Genomic DNA, 14,971 nt, shown 5'->3' with positions numbered 1-14,971 from the left:
ATGAGCGCGCGCAAGGACCGCCTCCGGAAATTGGTCAAGGTGCAGGAACAGCTGAAGGCGCTGCACGAAACCCGCCACGCCACCTTCCTTGCCGCAGCCACCGCCGCCGAGGCCGAAGCCCGCGATCTGGTCGGGCATTTCGACCAGGACAATTCTCTCTCCGGCCTGTTTCCCGATCTCTACCACCGCCGCATCGCCCAGGCCGTTGTCCGCCAGGAGGCGAACCTGGCAAGCGCCAAGCAGGAAGCCAGCCTCATCGCCGCCGCGACCGCGCGCACCAACATGGTCGAGCGCGCCTACAAGGACGTGCGCGACCGCGACGAGCGCGAACGCTCCGACCGCGAGCGGCTGGACCTGATCGCGCAGAAGCGGGGGGAGGAGTGACTTACGCAGGCGGCTGCCCCAGTGCCTCCGTCAACGCTTCCGGCGCCAGCTTCTGTGACAGGGCATCGGAAAGCCTTGCTTCGAGGTCCCGCAGCCTTCCGTCAAGCGAGGGCATGCCGGCGGCGCCGAACGCCTCTACATAGCGGCCTGTCTCGCCCTTTGCCAGGAACTCGACCAGCACGATGTCGTCGATCCAGAGCTTTACTATTTTGAACAGGCCGGTCTCCACCTCCTGGGTGCGCCAGCCCTCGCGCGCAGCGGCGGCTTGGATCGCCTCGCTGCCGACAGTGGCGCTGACCAGCACGTGAGCGGTGACCGGCTCGAACGTCGCGGGGCGCTGGCGGATGCCAAGCGGCGCGTCCGGATCGAACACCGAGGTCGCCGGCAGGATTTCTAGGAAAGATCCCCAATCGTCACCGGAGACGACGAGCCATGCGCCATAGGGAAAGGGCGGTGTCGGCGCCTGCACAGCGGTCGCGTCCATGAGCTCGGCGAGTACGTGTGCGGCACGATCGGGATCGCGCACGCCAAACGACATGTGATGGATCATGATGGGATCTCCTTCGACAAATGCGAATTGATCTTCAGCCTATGCTCGTGGCGTGGCCGTCATTGACTGTTTCCGCGCCGCATCGATCAGGGCCTGCACGGCCCATTGCGCGGCTGTCGCCGCGGCAGGCCCGGAAAGCCCCCAATTGTCCTTCATGCTCTCCCATCCCGAAGCTGAGCAAAGCACCGTCACGGCGGCGAGGAATTGCCGGGCGGCGTCTTCCGGAAGCGCTGCGGCGATCTCGCGCAGGGCCTTGGCAAACTTGTCGCGTCGCGCCTCGGCATGCGCCAGCCGCACGGCGCGGCCATAGGGGGTGTGTAGCATCGCCCGCACCAACGGCTCGTCCCGGTCGAACGCGTCGAACAAATCGGGGATATGGGCCACCACTTCATCCGGCGAGGTCGGAAGCGCAGGTACCTCGATAAGTTCGTTGACCCATTGCCAGAAGGCGCCGAACAGCGCCTCCTTGTTGGTAAAGCGCCTGTAAAGTGTACGCAGTGGCACGCCAGACTCGCGGGCCACCAGATGGAACGTCACGTCGTCGCCGCCACTGCGAAGCAGGTCGGCGAGACCATCCATGATGCGTTGCTGCGTGACGGCCGTGAGCTCTTCGCGGGCCGAGAAGCGAACCTGTACTTTCGTGTTCATGGCAGTTTAAATGCCATATTGGCATTATCACTGTCAATCATCTCCCTGATGCCCACCGCGGAAGGCGAATAAACGCTGTCGCCATACGCGGCGGTCAGCCTCGGGCGAGCGCCGCCGCCTGCTCCAAGGTAATGCCCTTGCCGAGGGAGTCGGCGTGGCGATGGGCCAGCAGCCATTCGGAGCCTTCGCGCCGATAGACCAGCGTGACGCGCAGCAACCAGTCCTGCGCCGGCAGGCCGCCAACCTCGACCTGCTGCGCGTGTTCCATGACCGCCAGGACGATCATGTCGGCCGAGCCATAGGCCTCGACCAGTTCCTGCTTCAGCATGCCGTTCCGGAAGAACCGTCCGATGGCCGCCCATTGCTCGTCCGTCAGGCGCGCGCTGCGCGAGGGCGTTCCGCCGAACGGCGACATCAGCGTGAAGTCGTCAGCGAGCGGGACCAGGGCGCGGTACCGGTCGATGTCGCCTTGCATCAGCGCATCATTCGCCTCCTCGGATCGCCGGGCGAGTTCGGCGACGGTCCGGTCGATGGCGGGATCCTGATGCGACTCGGCTGGAGCGCTGGCGGCAAGCGACGTGATGCCCGCGGCGCCGGCCGCGGCGAGAAGTGAGCGTCGCGATGTTGGCATTGGTCTCGTTCCTGTCGTTATCTCAAGGGGTGCGAAGCCCGTTTCGCTCATGCCTGCAAAAGGCTGTGCAGGGGCTGGAAGGTCAGCTTCGGCCGGATACCCTCGGGCAAGTTCGGGGCGATATGGGCGGCGAAGAACCGCGTCGCGTCCTCGCGGGAGTTCCATACGCGCCAGCCGGTTTCCGCCGGATGCGACATGTGCATGACGAAGCCCGGCGCCTGCTGCAGCGCGTCGCCCACGAAGGCCAGCATGGCGTCATAACCTTGCCGCGACTGGTCGCTGACTTCCGAAATCATCATCACCGACATCTTCCTTCTCCATTGAAGGTTGCATTCGTCGCAGCAGGTCCGCCGCGTGTGCTTCGGGGGGATCGCATTTTGAACTCGATGAAGCCAGTGGTATGATTTCAGCAATATGCTGAATGAAATTGACTTATCGCGCGCCGACCTCAACCTCCTCGTCCTGTTTCAGGTCGTGCTGGAGGAACGTCATGTCGGTCGCGGGGCGGTGCGGCTGAACCTGTCGCCTTCCGCCGTCAGCCACGGCCTGGGCAGGTTGCGGCAGCTTCTCGGCGATCCCCTGTTCCTGCGTACACCAAAGGGTGTCGTTCCGACCGAGCGGGCCGTGGAACTCGCCGAACCCGTGGCCGACATTCTCGCCCGGGTGAGGAGCGTCATATCCACGGCCGAGCGGTTCGACCCGGCGACATCCGCGCGCCGCTTCACGATCGGCGCGCCGGACGGCGTCTCGGCCGTTGTCTTGCACCCGCTTCTCGCCGAGCTTGCGCGGATCGCGCCGCGCATCGACATAGGCATACGCCAGGTCCTTCCATCGCCCTCCCGCGTCTGGCACTCGGCGATCGCCGATCTCGAGGCGCGCGCCATGGACATCGCGATCATTCCCAGCGGCGACGTTCCGCTGCGTTTCGAGAAGCGCCTCATCTACGAGGAGACTTTCGTCGTCGCCATGCGGGTGGGACATCCCTTCGCCAACGACCCGACCATCGAGCAATATTGCGAAATGCGCCACTTGGTGGTCTCGGAAAGCGGCGATCCTTACGGATTCGTCGACGAGCAGCTTGCGAGGCAAGGCCGGACGCGGCGGATAGCGCTGACCGTTCCCAACTTCATGTTCGCCCTCTCGGTCATCGCGGAGACTGACCTCATCTCGGCCCTGCCGAAGCGGTTCGTCGTCATGCACGCGGCGCGCTTCGGGGTCAGGTTCCTGGACGCCCCCATTCCGCTGCCAGACTTCCGGCTCAGTGCGGTCGCGCCCAAGGTCGCGATGCTGGACACGGGGCTGGCGTGGCTCTTCGGCATACTTGGAAAGCCCGCAGAGAGCGGGCAAACGAAAACTCCAATCGGTCGGGAGTAACGTCCGCTATCGTGGTCAATCAGCCGTAATCTGACGGTCCGGTTAACAAGACATTGGAGGTCGGTGCGCAGGCTGCCGCTCCCGCCGCGAAGCAGCAACCGATCACACGCTTGCATTCCGCTCCCCTCACCGCGCAAGCCTGCCACAAGCTTGTTGAGGCATTGTCTGGCTAAGGAAAACCGACAAAAGGCGGACTTTCTTGGCGATTTCTCCACCCAGCGACATCGTTATGGATGTGGCCCGAGCCGTCGACCCGACGGACATCGAGGCCGCCCGTGCCGCGCTGACAAAGCGGGCTGGCGGTGCCGCGGGCACATTTTCGGTCGACAGCGCCGCTTCGGTCGATGCCGGCTCGATCCTGTCGCGCGCCACCGCCGACAAGGCTGCCGCCTCAACCGATCCCGCCAAGAAGTTCAAGAAGTTCGAGGCGATGGTGCTGCAGACCTTCATCCAGAACATGCTGCCCAAGGACACCGAAGGCGTCTACGGCAAGGGCCTGGCCGGCGACATGTGGAAGTCGCAGCTTGCCGAGCGGGTGGCCGACGTGATGGCCGAACGCGGCGGCATCGGCATCGCCAAGTCGATGCTTGCCGACCACTATCTCGAAGGCAAGCGCGTCGTGCCGGTCGGTCCGGTCTCGGGCGGGCCGGAAAAGACCGAGATCGATCAACAGAACAGCCTGTCGACCTCGCTGGTGCATGAATTGCAGCGCAGGGCGGCGCGGTCGATCACCGGTGACGAGACCACCATCAAGACAGACATCAAGATCTAGGGCATGCCCCGGAACCGGGAACCGGTTTCGGGATCATGCTCAACCACCGAGATAATGCGTATCCGAGTTTCAATCTAACCAGACCGGGATTTTCATGGCCGACTTTTCGGAATTCACCCCCAACCTGCCAGCCCGCACGACCGCGTCGGAAGCGCCGATCCCGTTCGCGCGGCCTGGCAACCTCGCCGCCATCATCGGCCGCATCGAGGAAGTGGTCGAGGAAGAGACGGCCGGCATCCGCAACGCCACCAACTACGATCTCAAGGCGTCGAACGCCCGCAAGAGCCGCTATCTCTACGAGCTGACCCGCGCCATGAAGGGCGGCAGCGAAGCCGAATTCCTCGAACAGCACCGCGAGGGCCTGACCCGGCTGCGCCAGAAGCTGGCGAAGAACGAGGCGGCGATCCTGGCGCATCTCAGCGCGGTCAACGAAGTCGCCAGCCTGCTGCGGCACGCCATCCAGCGCGCCGAAACCGACGGCACCTATTCCGCCGGCGAGTTCGGCTGGATAAAGGCATGATGCCGAACGCAACGGGCAGATCGGCGATCCTGCTCAGGCAGCAACGCAGTGCCGCGTTGCCATCGCAACGGAATGACCAAGGGACTGACAAGGCCTGATGATCAAGGTCATCGCCATCGCCATCTGGATCTGCGCCGCCACACTCGGTGCTGTTTTCTATTCGTTCCAGGCTGCGGGCGAAAAGGGTGTCGGCGAAAAGCCGAAGCCGATGCTGGGCGGCCTCGACTACGTCAAGACCGACATCATTTCGGTGCCGCTGATCCGCGATTCCCAGATCGGCGGCTATTTCCTGACCAAGCTTGTCTACACGGTCGAACCCGAGCAGATAAAGAAGTTGTCCATTCCGGCGGAAGCGCTGATCACCGACCAGGTCTATTCCTATCTCTATTCCAATCCGCAGATCGACTTCACCAACAAGGCGACGATCGATCTCGATGCCTTCCGGGCCGCCATCCGCGATACAGTCAACGCGCGTGTCGGCGCACCCTTGGTGCATGAGGTTCTGATCGATCAGGTCAATTTCCTGTCGAAGGACGAAATCCGCGACAACTGGCTGCGCCGCAAGAAAAGCGAGACGGCGAGCGAAATGACCAAGCCGTTCAAGGAACATTGAGTTGCCCTGCTCACAGGCCGCGATCCCGTCGAGCCTCACCCACCGCGCGGGCAGGAACCAGCCGCCGGAATCCGCGTTGACGTAAACGTCAACCCAAAGCTATATGCGGCAGCGACCGTGATCGCGAAACCGCGGCATGGGCTTCGGCTGGATCGAAGCGCCGTTGCGAGACAGATGCAACCAGACAAGGAGAACAGCGTGAGCGTTCAGGAGATTGCCGAGAAGATCAAGTCGCGCGTGGCAAGCAGCGGGTTCGATCGTTCCGTGAAATTCGACACCGGCAGCGACGGCGTCATCGTCATCGACGGCGCGACCGTTTCGACATCAGATGCACCCGCCGACTGCACCATCAAGCTCTCGCTTGACGATCTGGATTCGCTGATCGCTGGTGACCTGAACCCGACGATGGCGTTCATGACCGGCAAGATAAAGGTCGAAGGCGACATGACCGTCGCCATGGCGCTCAGCCAGTTGATCGGCTGAAGGCATGCAGCCGCCCAAAGCGGCGCCCGCCAATCGCGAAAAAGACGCCGCCTTTTCGGGCGGCGTTTTTGCATGACTTGCTGGCGGCTTCGTGTCTCAGGCCGCCGATGTCAATTCCTGCGCCTTCAGCTTGCGGCCGGCAGCCTTCAGCGTGCCGTGCACGCCATCAAGCGCGCCTTCCACCAGTTCCAGCGCCAGCAGGCGGTGGCGCTCATAGGGTCCCGGCATGGCAAGCGAACCGGTCCTGGCGGCGGAGAAGCCGAAGCGTCCGTAGTAGGGCGCATCGCCGACCAGCAGGATCGCGGCGTGGCCAAGACGCGCCGCCTCGGTGATGGCATGGCGCATCAGCGCCGAGCCGATGCCCGCACTCTTGAGCGACGGGTCGACGGCGAGCGGGCCAAGCAGCAGCGCGGCCTTGCCGCCCTCGCCTAGCGAGACGTCCCACAGCCGCACCGTGCCAGCCACGCCACCCGATGCATCGCGTGCAACGAAGGCCAGGCCTTCCGAAGGCCGGCGGCCGCGCCGCAGTTTCTCCGACGATTTTTTCCGCCGCTTCGGCCCCATGGCCTCGTCCAACAGCGCTTCACGCGCGGCAATGTCGGTCGCGGTTTCGGCAACAATGGCAATGGCGCTCTCCCCCTGAAGGGGGGAGATTGCGCGCGCAGCGCCCTCAACAATGAAATTTGCAATGTCCATTTCCGTGATCCCTGGCGAGCGGAGACTGTTCCACAGGCGAGCCCGGGCGGGCGATCTGTTCGCCCGCGCCGGATGATCTGATCGGTTCTTTCGAACCGTCAGATCACGTAGGATCGGAGAGGCTCGAAGCCGTTGAAGGCGACCGCCGAGTAGGTGGTCGTGTAGGCGCCGGTGCCTTCGATCAGCACCTCGTCGCCGATCGTCAGCGACAAAGGCAGCGGATAGGGCGTCTTCTCGTACATCACGTCGGCCGAATCGCAGGTCGGGCCGGCGAGGACGCAGGGCGCGGTCTCCGTGCCGTCATGCGCGGTGACGATCGGGTAGCGGATCGCCTCGTCCATCGTCTCGGCCAGACCGCCGAACTTGCCGATGTCGAGGAACACCCAGCGCACATTGTCGTTGGCTGCCTTCTTCGAGATCAGCACGACTTCCGACTTGATGACGCCGGCGTTGCCGACCATGCCACGGCCCGGCTCGATGATGGTTTCGGGAAGCGCATTGCCGAAATGCTTGCGCAGCGCCGAGAAGATCGCCTGGCCATAGGCCTGGGCGGCCGGCACGTCACGCAGATAGCGCGTCGGGAAACCACCGCCCATATTGACCATCTTCAAGACGATGCCTTCCTCGGCGAGCGTCGCGAACACCACCTTGGCGTCGGCCAGCGCACGATCCCAGGCGGTCAGGTCGGTCTGCTGCGAGCCGACATGGAACGACACGCCATAGGCATCGAGGCCGAGCCCCTTGGCGTGGCGCAGCACGTCCACGGCCATTGCCGGCACGCAGCCGAACTTGCGCGACAGCGGCCACTCGGCGCCCTCGCCATCGGTCAGCACGCGGCAGAACACGCGGGAGCCTGGAGCGACACGGGCGATCTTCTCGACCTCTTCGACGCAATCGACGGCGAACAGGCGGATGCCGAGCTGATAGGCGCGTGCGATGTCACGCTCCTTCTTGATGGTGTTGCCGAAGGAGATGCGGTCCGCCGGCGCACCGGCGTCCATCGCCATCTCGACTTCGGCAACGGAAGCGGTGTCGAAGGACGAGCCCATCGCAGCAAGCAGGCGCAGGATTTCCGGCGCCGGGTTTGCCTTCACCGCATAGTAGATCTTCGAATCGGGCAGCGCCTTCTCGAAGGCGCGGAAATTGTCGCGCACGACATCGAGGTCGACGACGAGGCAGGGGCCGGTCGGACGTCGGGTGGCGAGGAAGTCAAGGATGCGCTGGGTAGCCATCGGGGTCTCTCCATCAGCGCCTTTCGGCGCGCAATAAGGCTGCGGAACGCGGGCTGTCGGCCTCGCGAACACGCGGTGGACAAAGGCGGGACGGAAATCCATGGAACCAGCCGGTGGAGACCCCGGAACCATGAAGCGCCGTCTCGCGGCGGTGAACCTTGGCCTTGCCCGACCTCGGTTCGCTTTGTCTGCCTTGGCTTGGATGGGAGACCCGTCCGCACTGCCGGCAATGAAGGTGTGCCTCTTCAGTAACCCCGGTTTTTGGACAACCGGCAGAACACCAGAAAGGCCCGCACCGTCGTTGCTTCAAGGTGTCCTCGGGCTGGCGGTTGGCCGCTAGACCGACTGGAGGGGTTGGCTCCAGCTACCTTACCGATTTCCCTCACCATTCGAGGATCGGCGGACACCCACAGGCACGTGCGACTTTGGGCAAGCGCGATATATGGCTGGTTGCCGTCACAATCAATAAAAATCGTATCCCAGGTTGTAAAATTTCTGGCATCGAACGATGTTGCGGCAACCGTATCCGGATATCGAACGATGACAGGCACGCACGGCCCTCTCAACGCCTTTCTCGATCTTCGCCAGATGCCGGTGGCACATGCCGAACTCGGGCCCTTGGCCGGCCTGCGGCTGGCCGTCAAGGACATCTACGACGTCGCCGGCTACCGCACCGGTTGCGGCAATTTGCAAAAATTCGCCGCAAGCCCCGCCGCTTCGTGCACGGCGCCCACTGTGCAGATGATTCTGGACGCCGGCGCACGCTTCATCGGCAAGACCCAGACCGACGAGCTTGCCTTCGCGCTGTTCGGCCAGAATGCGCATTTCTCGTTTCCGGTGAATCCGGCAGCACCGGACCGCGTCACCGGCGGCTCGTCATCGGGATCGGCGGCGGCGGTGGCAGGCAGGCTGGCCGACATCGCCACCGGGTCCGACACTGGCGGCTCGATCCGCGCGCCGGCGAGCTTTTGCGGATTGATCGGGTTGCGCACCACGCATGGCCGCATTTCGCTCGATGGCACCATGAAGCTGGCGCCCAGCTTCGACACGTTCGGCTGGTTCGCCGACGATATCGAGACCTACGAGACCGTCGGCAAGCTGCTGCTCGGCCGCGACCCGCACCAGCACACACTGGACCGGCCGCTGGCGCTGGAATGGCTGGATGGGATGGTCGCCCGCCCGGCGATTGCCGAATATGCAGGAATGAAGGCGCTGGCGAGCACGGTCTTCGGCGCGCCGGCGACGCCGGCAATCCGCTTCACCTCATCTGCGGATGAACTCTACTGGTGCTTTCGCCGGCTTCAGGCCAAGGAGGCCTGGGCGGTGCATGGCGAATGGATCACCAGCGGCGAGCGCAACCTCGGTCCCGGCGTCGAAGAGCGCTTCGGCTTTGGCCGTGCCGTCGACGACAAGACAGCCCAGGCCGAGAAGGTGCGCCGGCTGACCTTTCGCGGCGAACTGAGCGCTCTGCTCGGCAAGGACGGCTTCCTTATCCTGCCGACGGTGCCAGGCCCGGCACCGTATGTGGACAGCACGCCGGAGCAATTCCAGGCCTATCGCGAACGGGCGCTCCAACTTCTGTGCCTGGCCGGCCTGGCCGGCTTCCCGCAAATCACGTTGCCCATCGGCGCGGTCGCCGGTGCCCCGTTCGGCCTGTCGCTGCTTGGGCCTTCCGGTAGCGACATTGCCCTGATACGGCTCGGCCGGAAACTTCTCGACGCCGCACGAAAGGCCTGACCATGGACACACTGACCCGCATGCGTGCCTTCATCGACGTGGTCGAAGCCGAGGGCTTTTCGGCGGCTGCGCGCAAGATAGGCCGTTCCAAGGCCCTTTTGTCGAAATATGTGCGCGAGCTGGAGGACGAGCTCGGAGCGCTGCTGCTCAACCGCACCACACGCCAGTTCTCGATGACCGAGGCCGGCCACACCTATTACCGGCGCGCCTCGGAGATCGTGCGCGAGGTCGACAGCCTGGCCGACGCCGTGCGCGAATCCTCCGGCGACGTGCGCGGCCGGATCAAGCTGTCGGCGCCGCGCACCTTCGCCGACGCGCCGATCGGCCAGTCGCTGATCGATTTCGCCAAGCAGCATCCCGACATCGTGCTTGACATCCAGCTCGACGACCGCTTCGTCGATTTGGTCGAGGAAGGCTTCGACCTGGCGGTGCGCATCTCGCGGCTGGAGAACTCGTCGCTGATCGCCAGGCGCCTGGCGCCGTTTTCGATAAAGCTCTGCGCCTCTCCCGAACTGATCGCCAAGCACGGCACGCCGACACGGCCGCAGGATCTCAGCCGCATGCCCTGCATTGTCGACACCAATGGCCGCGGACTGAACAACTGGCCGTTCAAGGGCGACAATGGCGATCCGGTGAGCGTTTCGGTGTCGGGTCCGATCGAGGTCAACAGCCCGATGACGGCGCGCGCGGCGGCCGTAGCGGGGCTCGGATTTTCCGTCCTGCCCGATTTCATTGCCGCACCCGACCTCGCGAGCGGCCAACTGGTGTCGGTGATGGATGACCGCATCCTGTCGGGCGGCGGCATCTTCGCCGTCTACCCGCACCGTCGCTATCTGCCGGCGAAAGTCCGCGTCTTCGTCGACTTCCTTGTGCAGTGGTTCAGGACGCGTGAAGCTGCCTGACCACCTCAGCCGAGTCCCGGTCCCAATTTCGCCCCCTTTCTGGTAACTCTCGACATCTCTCTCCGAGGCCGATGGAATCGCGACCGAGAATGCACCTGAAACGGCACGCAATCATGCTGGCTTCGGCCTTGGCGGCGACCTTTGCCGCCACTGGACCGGCTGAAGTGCACCCGCACGTCTTCGCCGAAGCCCGCCTCGACGTGATCCTCTCCCCGGATCACCAAAGTGTGAAAGCGCTGCGTCACCTCTGGCGCTTCGACGATCTGTTTTCCTCGACGGTGATGATGGAGTTCGACAAGAACTCCGACCTGAAGCTCGACGACAAGGAGCTGAAGGAAGTCGCCGACACCGTTCATGCCTCGCTGGCCGAGTTCAACTACTTCCAGCTCGTCACCGTCGACGGCAAGGATGTGACGATGACGCCACCGCCGCATTTGATGGCTAATTTCGACAACGACCAGTTGATCATCCTGTTCGAATCCGAGCCGAAGGTGCCGATCAAGCTCAACGGCAAGATCGATATCGGCGTCTACGACCCGACATTCTACACGGCGATCGACTTCACCGAGGATTCCAACATCACGGTTGAAGGCCTGCCGTCGAACTGCACCAGCAAGGTGATCCGTCCGGATCCGGACGAGGCGATCAAGGAAAACCAGAAGACCCTCACCGATGCCTTCTTCAACGATCCGACCGGCACCGACATGAGCAAGATCTTCGCCACCAAGCTCGAACTGACCTGTCAGCCAGAAGGATGAAGCCGGTGACGAAACCGTCCCTGCGTTTGGCATTCGGCCTGTTGGCCGTCACCTTTGTCATGATGCATTTTGCCAACGTCGCCCATGCCCAGAGTTCGCTCGGCATCGGCGTCAATGACGGCATGGCGCCCACCACCGGCCCGTTTGCCCACATCCTGATGTGGATCAATCTCAGGCAGCAGGAATTCTATCGTGCGCTGGCAACGGCGATGAAGGCGATGCGCCAGGACGGCAGCAAAATCTGGATACTCGTCGGCCTGTCCTTCGCCTATGGCATTTTCCATGCCGCCGGCCCCGGCCACGGCAAGGCGGTGATCTCGTCCTACATGGTGGCCAATGAAGTGGCGCTGCGGCGCGGTATCCTGCTGTCCTTCGTCTCGGCGCTGCTGCAGGGCCTGACGGCGATCGCGGTAATGGGGGTCGCCTACTTCGTCCTGCGCGGCACCTCCGTCTCGATGACGGACGCAGCCTGGTTCATGGAGATCATGAGCTTCGTCTTCGTCACACTGTTCGGCGCCTGGCTGCTGTGGCGCAAGCTCGGACCCGCCGTCCTGCGCCTGTTCGGCAAAGGACCCGCCTACAGCCTATCGGCGGCTCATGCCAGTCATTCCCATGGCGGTCATTCGCATGCAGCTCACAGCCGTTCGGCGCATGCCCATTCGCATGCGCTGCAGGTGCATGACGATCACGACCACGCGCATGGCCATTCCCACGATCATCACGACCACGGCGCGCATGATCACGACCATGATCACGCCACACACGATCATGCCCATCACAATCACGCGGCGGGCGAGGTCTGTGACACCTGCGGCCACTCGCACGCACCCGACCCGGCACTGCTGTCGGGCGACCGCTTCGACTGGCGCACGGCCTGGTCGGCGGTGGCGGCGGTCGGCATCCGCCCCTGCTCCGGTGCGCTGATCGTGCTCAGCTTCGCGCTTCTCAACGGGCTCTGGCTCGGCGGCCTGCTGTCGGTGCTGGCCATGTCGCTGGGCACCGCGATCACCGTTTCAGCCCTGGCCACCCTCGCGGTGACCGCCAAGAACTGGGCGGTGTATTTCGCCGGCGACGGCCGCATGGGCAACCGTATCCATTCGATCGTCGAGATCGGCGGCGCGGCCTTCGTGTTCCTGTTCGGACTGCTGCTGCTGTCGGCCAGCCTAACGGGCAGCGTTTGACCCATAAGGAGCGCCAGAAGGTGTGTTGAGATTCAGGTCAGGCCGTGCCGGAGTCGAAGACGGGCGCGAAGCGACCAGACTAGGTTGATACCGAGAACCGGAGCGGAGCGTACTTAAGTACGTGAGCACAGTTCTACTGCGACGCAGTAGAACGGGGAAGCGCAGGTATCAGCCGTTCGCAGGCCGGCATCACCTGAATATCAATACACCTTGCCGCCGAGCTCATCCTCGATATGAGCGCGGATGATCTCGTCAAAACTCTTTTCGGCACTGAAGCCCAGTTCCCTCGAGCGCCTTGCCTCGAACCGCGTCGGCCAGCCCTTGACGATCGCCCAGATCGTCTCGTCCGGCACCTCGCGGATCAGGCTCGCCACCTTCGGCCCAGCGATGCGTTCCAGCGCCTCGATCTGCTCGCCCACGGTGACGGCGACGCCGGGCATCGTCAGGTTGCGGCGCGGCCCGACCGCGGCGCTGTCGATCTCCGCCGCATGGATCAGGAAATTGACCGCCGAACGCGGGCTGGCGTGCGTGTGCACGACCGAGCGCGGCACCGGCAGGATCGCCTCGTGGCCACTCAACGGCTCGCGGATGATGCCGGAGAAGAAGCCGGACGCCGCCTTGTTCGGCTTGCCCGGCCGCACGCAGATGGTCGGCAGCCTGATGCCGATGCCGTCGAAGAAGCCGCGCCTAGAATAGTCGGCCAGCAGCGCTTCGCTCATCTGCTTCTGGGTGCCGTAGGAGGTCAGCGGCGTCGGATGGAACTCATCCGGTATGACATCCGGGAACGGCGCGCCGAACACCGCGATCGACGAGGTGAAGACGACGCGCGGCGCAAAGCCCGCCAGCCGGATGGCGTCGAACAGGGCGCGAGTACCGTCGAGATTGACGCGGTAGCCGAGATCGAAATTGGCTTCCGCCTCGCCGGATACGATGCCCGCGAGATGGAAGACGACATCGGGACGCGACGCGACCAGGCGCTCGGTGGCACCGGCCTCGGCGAGATCCCCAGTGTGGAGGGTGACGCTGATGCCGTCCATGCTAGGTGCCTGCGGCGGCACGATGTCATGCAGGTCGAGCGCGGTGATCTTGCCGCCGCGCAGTGTGCCGTCCTTGGCCAGCCGGGCGATGAGCTTGCGGCCGACCATGCCCGCGGCGCCAGTGATCAGAATGCGCATGTCGAAAATCCCTTGCCTACTTACCCTGGTTTTTGCGCTGGTTGCGGGCCCGCAGCCAGAACACCGAGAAAAACGCCAGCACGAAGACGATGCCAAAGGCGCCGGCCAGCACGGTCGAAAGGCTGCCAAGAGCCAACATTACGGTCGGCAGATAATAGGCGCCGATACCGAACAGAAGCATGATCCACACCGCGGCGATAACAGCATTCCTGGTGTCGCGGTCCATCACGCCGCACCGGGGCAGCGGGTGTTCATCAAGCTGGTTTTCAAGGTTTTGCAACTCCTGCGGCAGGACCAACCGACATCAATCGATCGGTCCTAGTGATGGTGGTCGTGATGCGCGGGCGCGTCATGCTCGTGCTCGTGATCGTCGTGGTCGTCGCCATCGTCGGCGCACTGTCCGAATTCCGATTCCACGGTGGCATGGCTGATGCCGTGCTCGCTGGCAAGCCGCTTCTTGACGGCGCTGACCGCCTGGTAAGCATCGACGCTCTCCTCGAGGCAGGCATGCAGCGTCGCCATGTTGCTGGTCCCATCGAGCGACCAGACATGCATATGGTGTACTTCGCGCACCCCCTTAACCGTCGCCTCGATATCCCTGGCGATCAGATCACGGTCGAGGCTTGGCGGCACGCCCTCGAGCAGGACATGGGCGGCTTCACGCATCAGCGACCACGCGGTGTACAGGATCAGCAGCGAGACCAGAACCGACAGGATCGGGTCGATCGGCGTCCAGCCGGTCGCCAGGATGACCAGCGCCGCAACGATGGCCGCGGCCGATCCGAGCAGGTCGCCCAGCACATGCAGGATGGCGCCGCGCATGTTCAGGCTCTCGCGGTCGCCGCCATGCAGCACGAAGAACGAGCCGATATTGACCAGCAGGCCGAGGGTTGCCACCGCCAGCATCGGCCCGCCAAGCACTGGCGCCGGCGCCTGCAGGCGCCCCCAGGCCTCGTAGACGATCCACAGCGCGATGACGAAGATGGCAATGCCGTTGGTATAGGCCACCAGCGTCTTGACCCGGCCGAAGCCATAGGTGAGACGACCGGTCGCCGGTCGCCCGGCAAGATGAAACGCATACCAGGCAAGGCCGAGCGCGATCGAGTCGGCGAGCATGTGGCCGGCATCGGCCAGCAGCGCCAGCGACCCGGTGAGGACGCCGCCAAGCGCTTCGGCGACCATGAAGCCACCGGTCAGGCAGGCCGCGATAAGCACGCGCTTCTTGTCGGTCGAGCCATGCACATGGCCAGCGCCGTGATCATGCCCGCTGTGATCGTGGGTATGCGCCAATGGCAACTCCCGTTACGCGCCTGAT

Annotated in this window: 19 protein-coding genes; 10 read left to right on the top strand and 9 right to left on the bottom strand. The window is 64.1% G+C overall.

Going from position 1 to position 14,971, the window contains the following annotated elements:
- On the top strand, positions 1-384 hold the full coding sequence (locus ACZ89F_RS01730; RefSeq protein ID WP_476090128.1) for a hypothetical protein: 384 nt from the start codon (positions 1-3) through the stop codon (positions 382-384).
- A gap of 1 nt (position 385) precedes the next feature.
- Here the strand turns inward: ACZ89F_RS01730 and ACZ89F_RS01725 are convergent, their stop codons facing one another.
- The 4 genes from ACZ89F_RS01725 to ACZ89F_RS01710 all read right to left on the bottom strand — a co-directional run bounded on the left by ACZ89F_RS01725 (position 386) and on the right by ACZ89F_RS01710 (position 2,521).
- Positions 386-934 carry a LytTR family DNA-binding domain-containing protein gene (locus ACZ89F_RS01725; RefSeq protein ID WP_476090127.1) on the bottom strand — a complete coding sequence of 183 codons (549 nt, stop codon included), beginning with the start codon at positions 932-934 and terminating at the stop codon, positions 386-388.
- A gap of 39 nt (positions 935-973) precedes the next feature.
- Positions 974-1,582 carry a TetR/AcrR family transcriptional regulator gene (locus tag ACZ89F_RS01720; RefSeq protein WP_476090126.1) on the bottom strand — a complete coding sequence of 203 codons (609 nt, stop codon included), beginning with the start codon at positions 1,580-1,582 and terminating at the stop codon, positions 974-976.
- A gap of 94 nt (positions 1,583-1,676) precedes the next feature.
- Positions 1,677-2,213, bottom strand: coding sequence for a YybH family protein (locus tag ACZ89F_RS01715; RefSeq protein ID WP_476090125.1), 537 nt, complete (start codon positions 2,211-2,213; stop codon positions 1,677-1,679).
- Between the two features lie 47 nt (positions 2,214-2,260).
- On the bottom strand, positions 2,261-2,521 hold the full coding sequence (locus ACZ89F_RS01710) for a hypothetical protein (protein WP_476090124.1): 261 nt from the start codon (positions 2,519-2,521) through the stop codon (positions 2,261-2,263).
- Positions 2,522-2,627: 106 nt separating this feature from the next.
- On the opposite strand from ACZ89F_RS01710, the gene ACZ89F_RS01705 reads away from it, so the two are divergent.
- From ACZ89F_RS01705 to ACZ89F_RS01685, 5 genes are all read left to right on the top strand, one after another.
- Positions 2,628-3,587 (top strand): LysR family transcriptional regulator, encoded by a 960-nt coding sequence (locus ACZ89F_RS01705; protein WP_476090123.1) that lies wholly within the window; start codon positions 2,628-2,630, stop codon positions 3,585-3,587.
- Positions 3,588-3,747: 160 nt separating this feature from the next.
- Entirely contained in the window at positions 3,748-4,359 is a 612-nt protein-coding gene (locus ACZ89F_RS01700) for a rod-binding protein (protein ID WP_476097193.1), read from the top strand.
- Between the two features lie 94 nt (positions 4,360-4,453).
- Positions 4,454-4,879: a hypothetical protein gene (locus ACZ89F_RS01695; RefSeq protein ID WP_136616750.1), complete on the top strand. Its 426-nt coding sequence runs from the start codon at positions 4,454-4,456 to the stop codon at positions 4,877-4,879.
- A 97-nt stretch (positions 4,880-4,976) separates the two neighbouring features.
- Entirely contained in the window at positions 4,977-5,492 is a 516-nt protein-coding gene (locus ACZ89F_RS01690; RefSeq protein WP_476090122.1) for a hypothetical protein, read from the top strand.
- A gap of 198 nt (positions 5,493-5,690) precedes the next feature.
- Positions 5,691-5,975, top strand: a complete 285-nt coding sequence (locus ACZ89F_RS01685; RefSeq protein WP_056582750.1) for an SCP2 sterol-binding domain-containing protein — start codon at positions 5,691-5,693, stop codon at positions 5,973-5,975.
- A gap of 96 nt (positions 5,976-6,071) precedes the next feature.
- Here the strand turns inward: ACZ89F_RS01685 and ACZ89F_RS01680 are convergent, their stop codons facing one another.
- Both ACZ89F_RS01680 and odc2 read right to left on the bottom strand, forming a co-directional pair.
- Positions 6,072-6,671 carry a GNAT family N-acetyltransferase gene (locus ACZ89F_RS01680; RefSeq protein WP_476090121.1) on the bottom strand — a complete coding sequence of 200 codons (600 nt, stop codon included), beginning with the start codon at positions 6,669-6,671 and terminating at the stop codon, positions 6,072-6,074.
- Between the two features lie 98 nt (positions 6,672-6,769).
- Entirely contained in the window at positions 6,770-7,903 is a 1,134-nt protein-coding gene (odc2, locus tag ACZ89F_RS01675) for an ornithine/lysine decarboxylase (protein WP_127265948.1), read from the bottom strand.
- Positions 7,904-8,443: 540 nt separating this feature from the next.
- Between odc2 and ACZ89F_RS01670 the strand changes: the two genes are divergently transcribed.
- The 4 genes from ACZ89F_RS01670 (at position 8,444) to ACZ89F_RS01655 (ending at position 12,481) form a co-directional block, all read left to right on the top strand.
- Positions 8,444-9,640 carry an amidase gene (locus ACZ89F_RS01670; RefSeq protein ID WP_476090120.1) on the top strand — a complete coding sequence of 399 codons (1,197 nt, stop codon included), beginning with the start codon at positions 8,444-8,446 and terminating at the stop codon, positions 9,638-9,640.
- A gap of 2 nt (positions 9,641-9,642) precedes the next feature.
- On the top strand, positions 9,643-10,542 hold the full coding sequence (locus ACZ89F_RS01665) for a LysR family transcriptional regulator (protein WP_109659329.1): 900 nt from the start codon (positions 9,643-9,645) through the stop codon (positions 10,540-10,542).
- A gap of 89 nt (positions 10,543-10,631) precedes the next feature.
- Positions 10,632-11,300 (top strand): DUF1007 family protein, encoded by a 669-nt coding sequence (locus ACZ89F_RS01660; protein WP_476090119.1) that lies wholly within the window; start codon positions 10,632-10,634, stop codon positions 11,298-11,300.
- Positions 11,297-12,481: a nickel/cobalt transporter gene (locus ACZ89F_RS01655; protein ID WP_476090118.1), complete on the top strand. Its 1,185-nt coding sequence runs from the start codon at positions 11,297-11,299 to the stop codon at positions 12,479-12,481. The genes ACZ89F_RS01660 and ACZ89F_RS01655 overlap by 4 nt, the downstream gene beginning before the upstream one ends.
- Before the next feature lie 200 nt (positions 12,482-12,681).
- Here the strand turns inward: ACZ89F_RS01655 and denD are convergent, their stop codons facing one another.
- From denD to ACZ89F_RS01640, 3 genes are all read right to left on the bottom strand, one after another.
- Positions 12,682-13,656 (bottom strand): D-erythronate dehydrogenase, encoded by a 975-nt coding sequence (gene denD, locus ACZ89F_RS01650; RefSeq protein ID WP_476090117.1) that lies wholly within the window; start codon positions 13,654-13,656, stop codon positions 12,682-12,684.
- A gap of 16 nt (positions 13,657-13,672) precedes the next feature.
- Entirely contained in the window at positions 13,673-13,885 is a 213-nt protein-coding gene (locus tag ACZ89F_RS01645; RefSeq protein WP_082583170.1) for a hypothetical protein, read from the bottom strand.
- A gap of 89 nt (positions 13,886-13,974) precedes the next feature.
- Positions 13,975-14,946: a cation diffusion facilitator family transporter gene (locus ACZ89F_RS01640; protein WP_476090116.1), complete on the bottom strand. Its 972-nt coding sequence runs from the start codon at positions 14,944-14,946 to the stop codon at positions 13,975-13,977.
- Positions 14,947-14,971 lie beyond the last annotated feature (25 nt).

The sequence above is a fragment of the Mesorhizobium sp. USDA 3734 genome (assembly GCF_056279665.1).
This window is presented reverse-complemented; position numbering and strand designations above follow the sequence as displayed.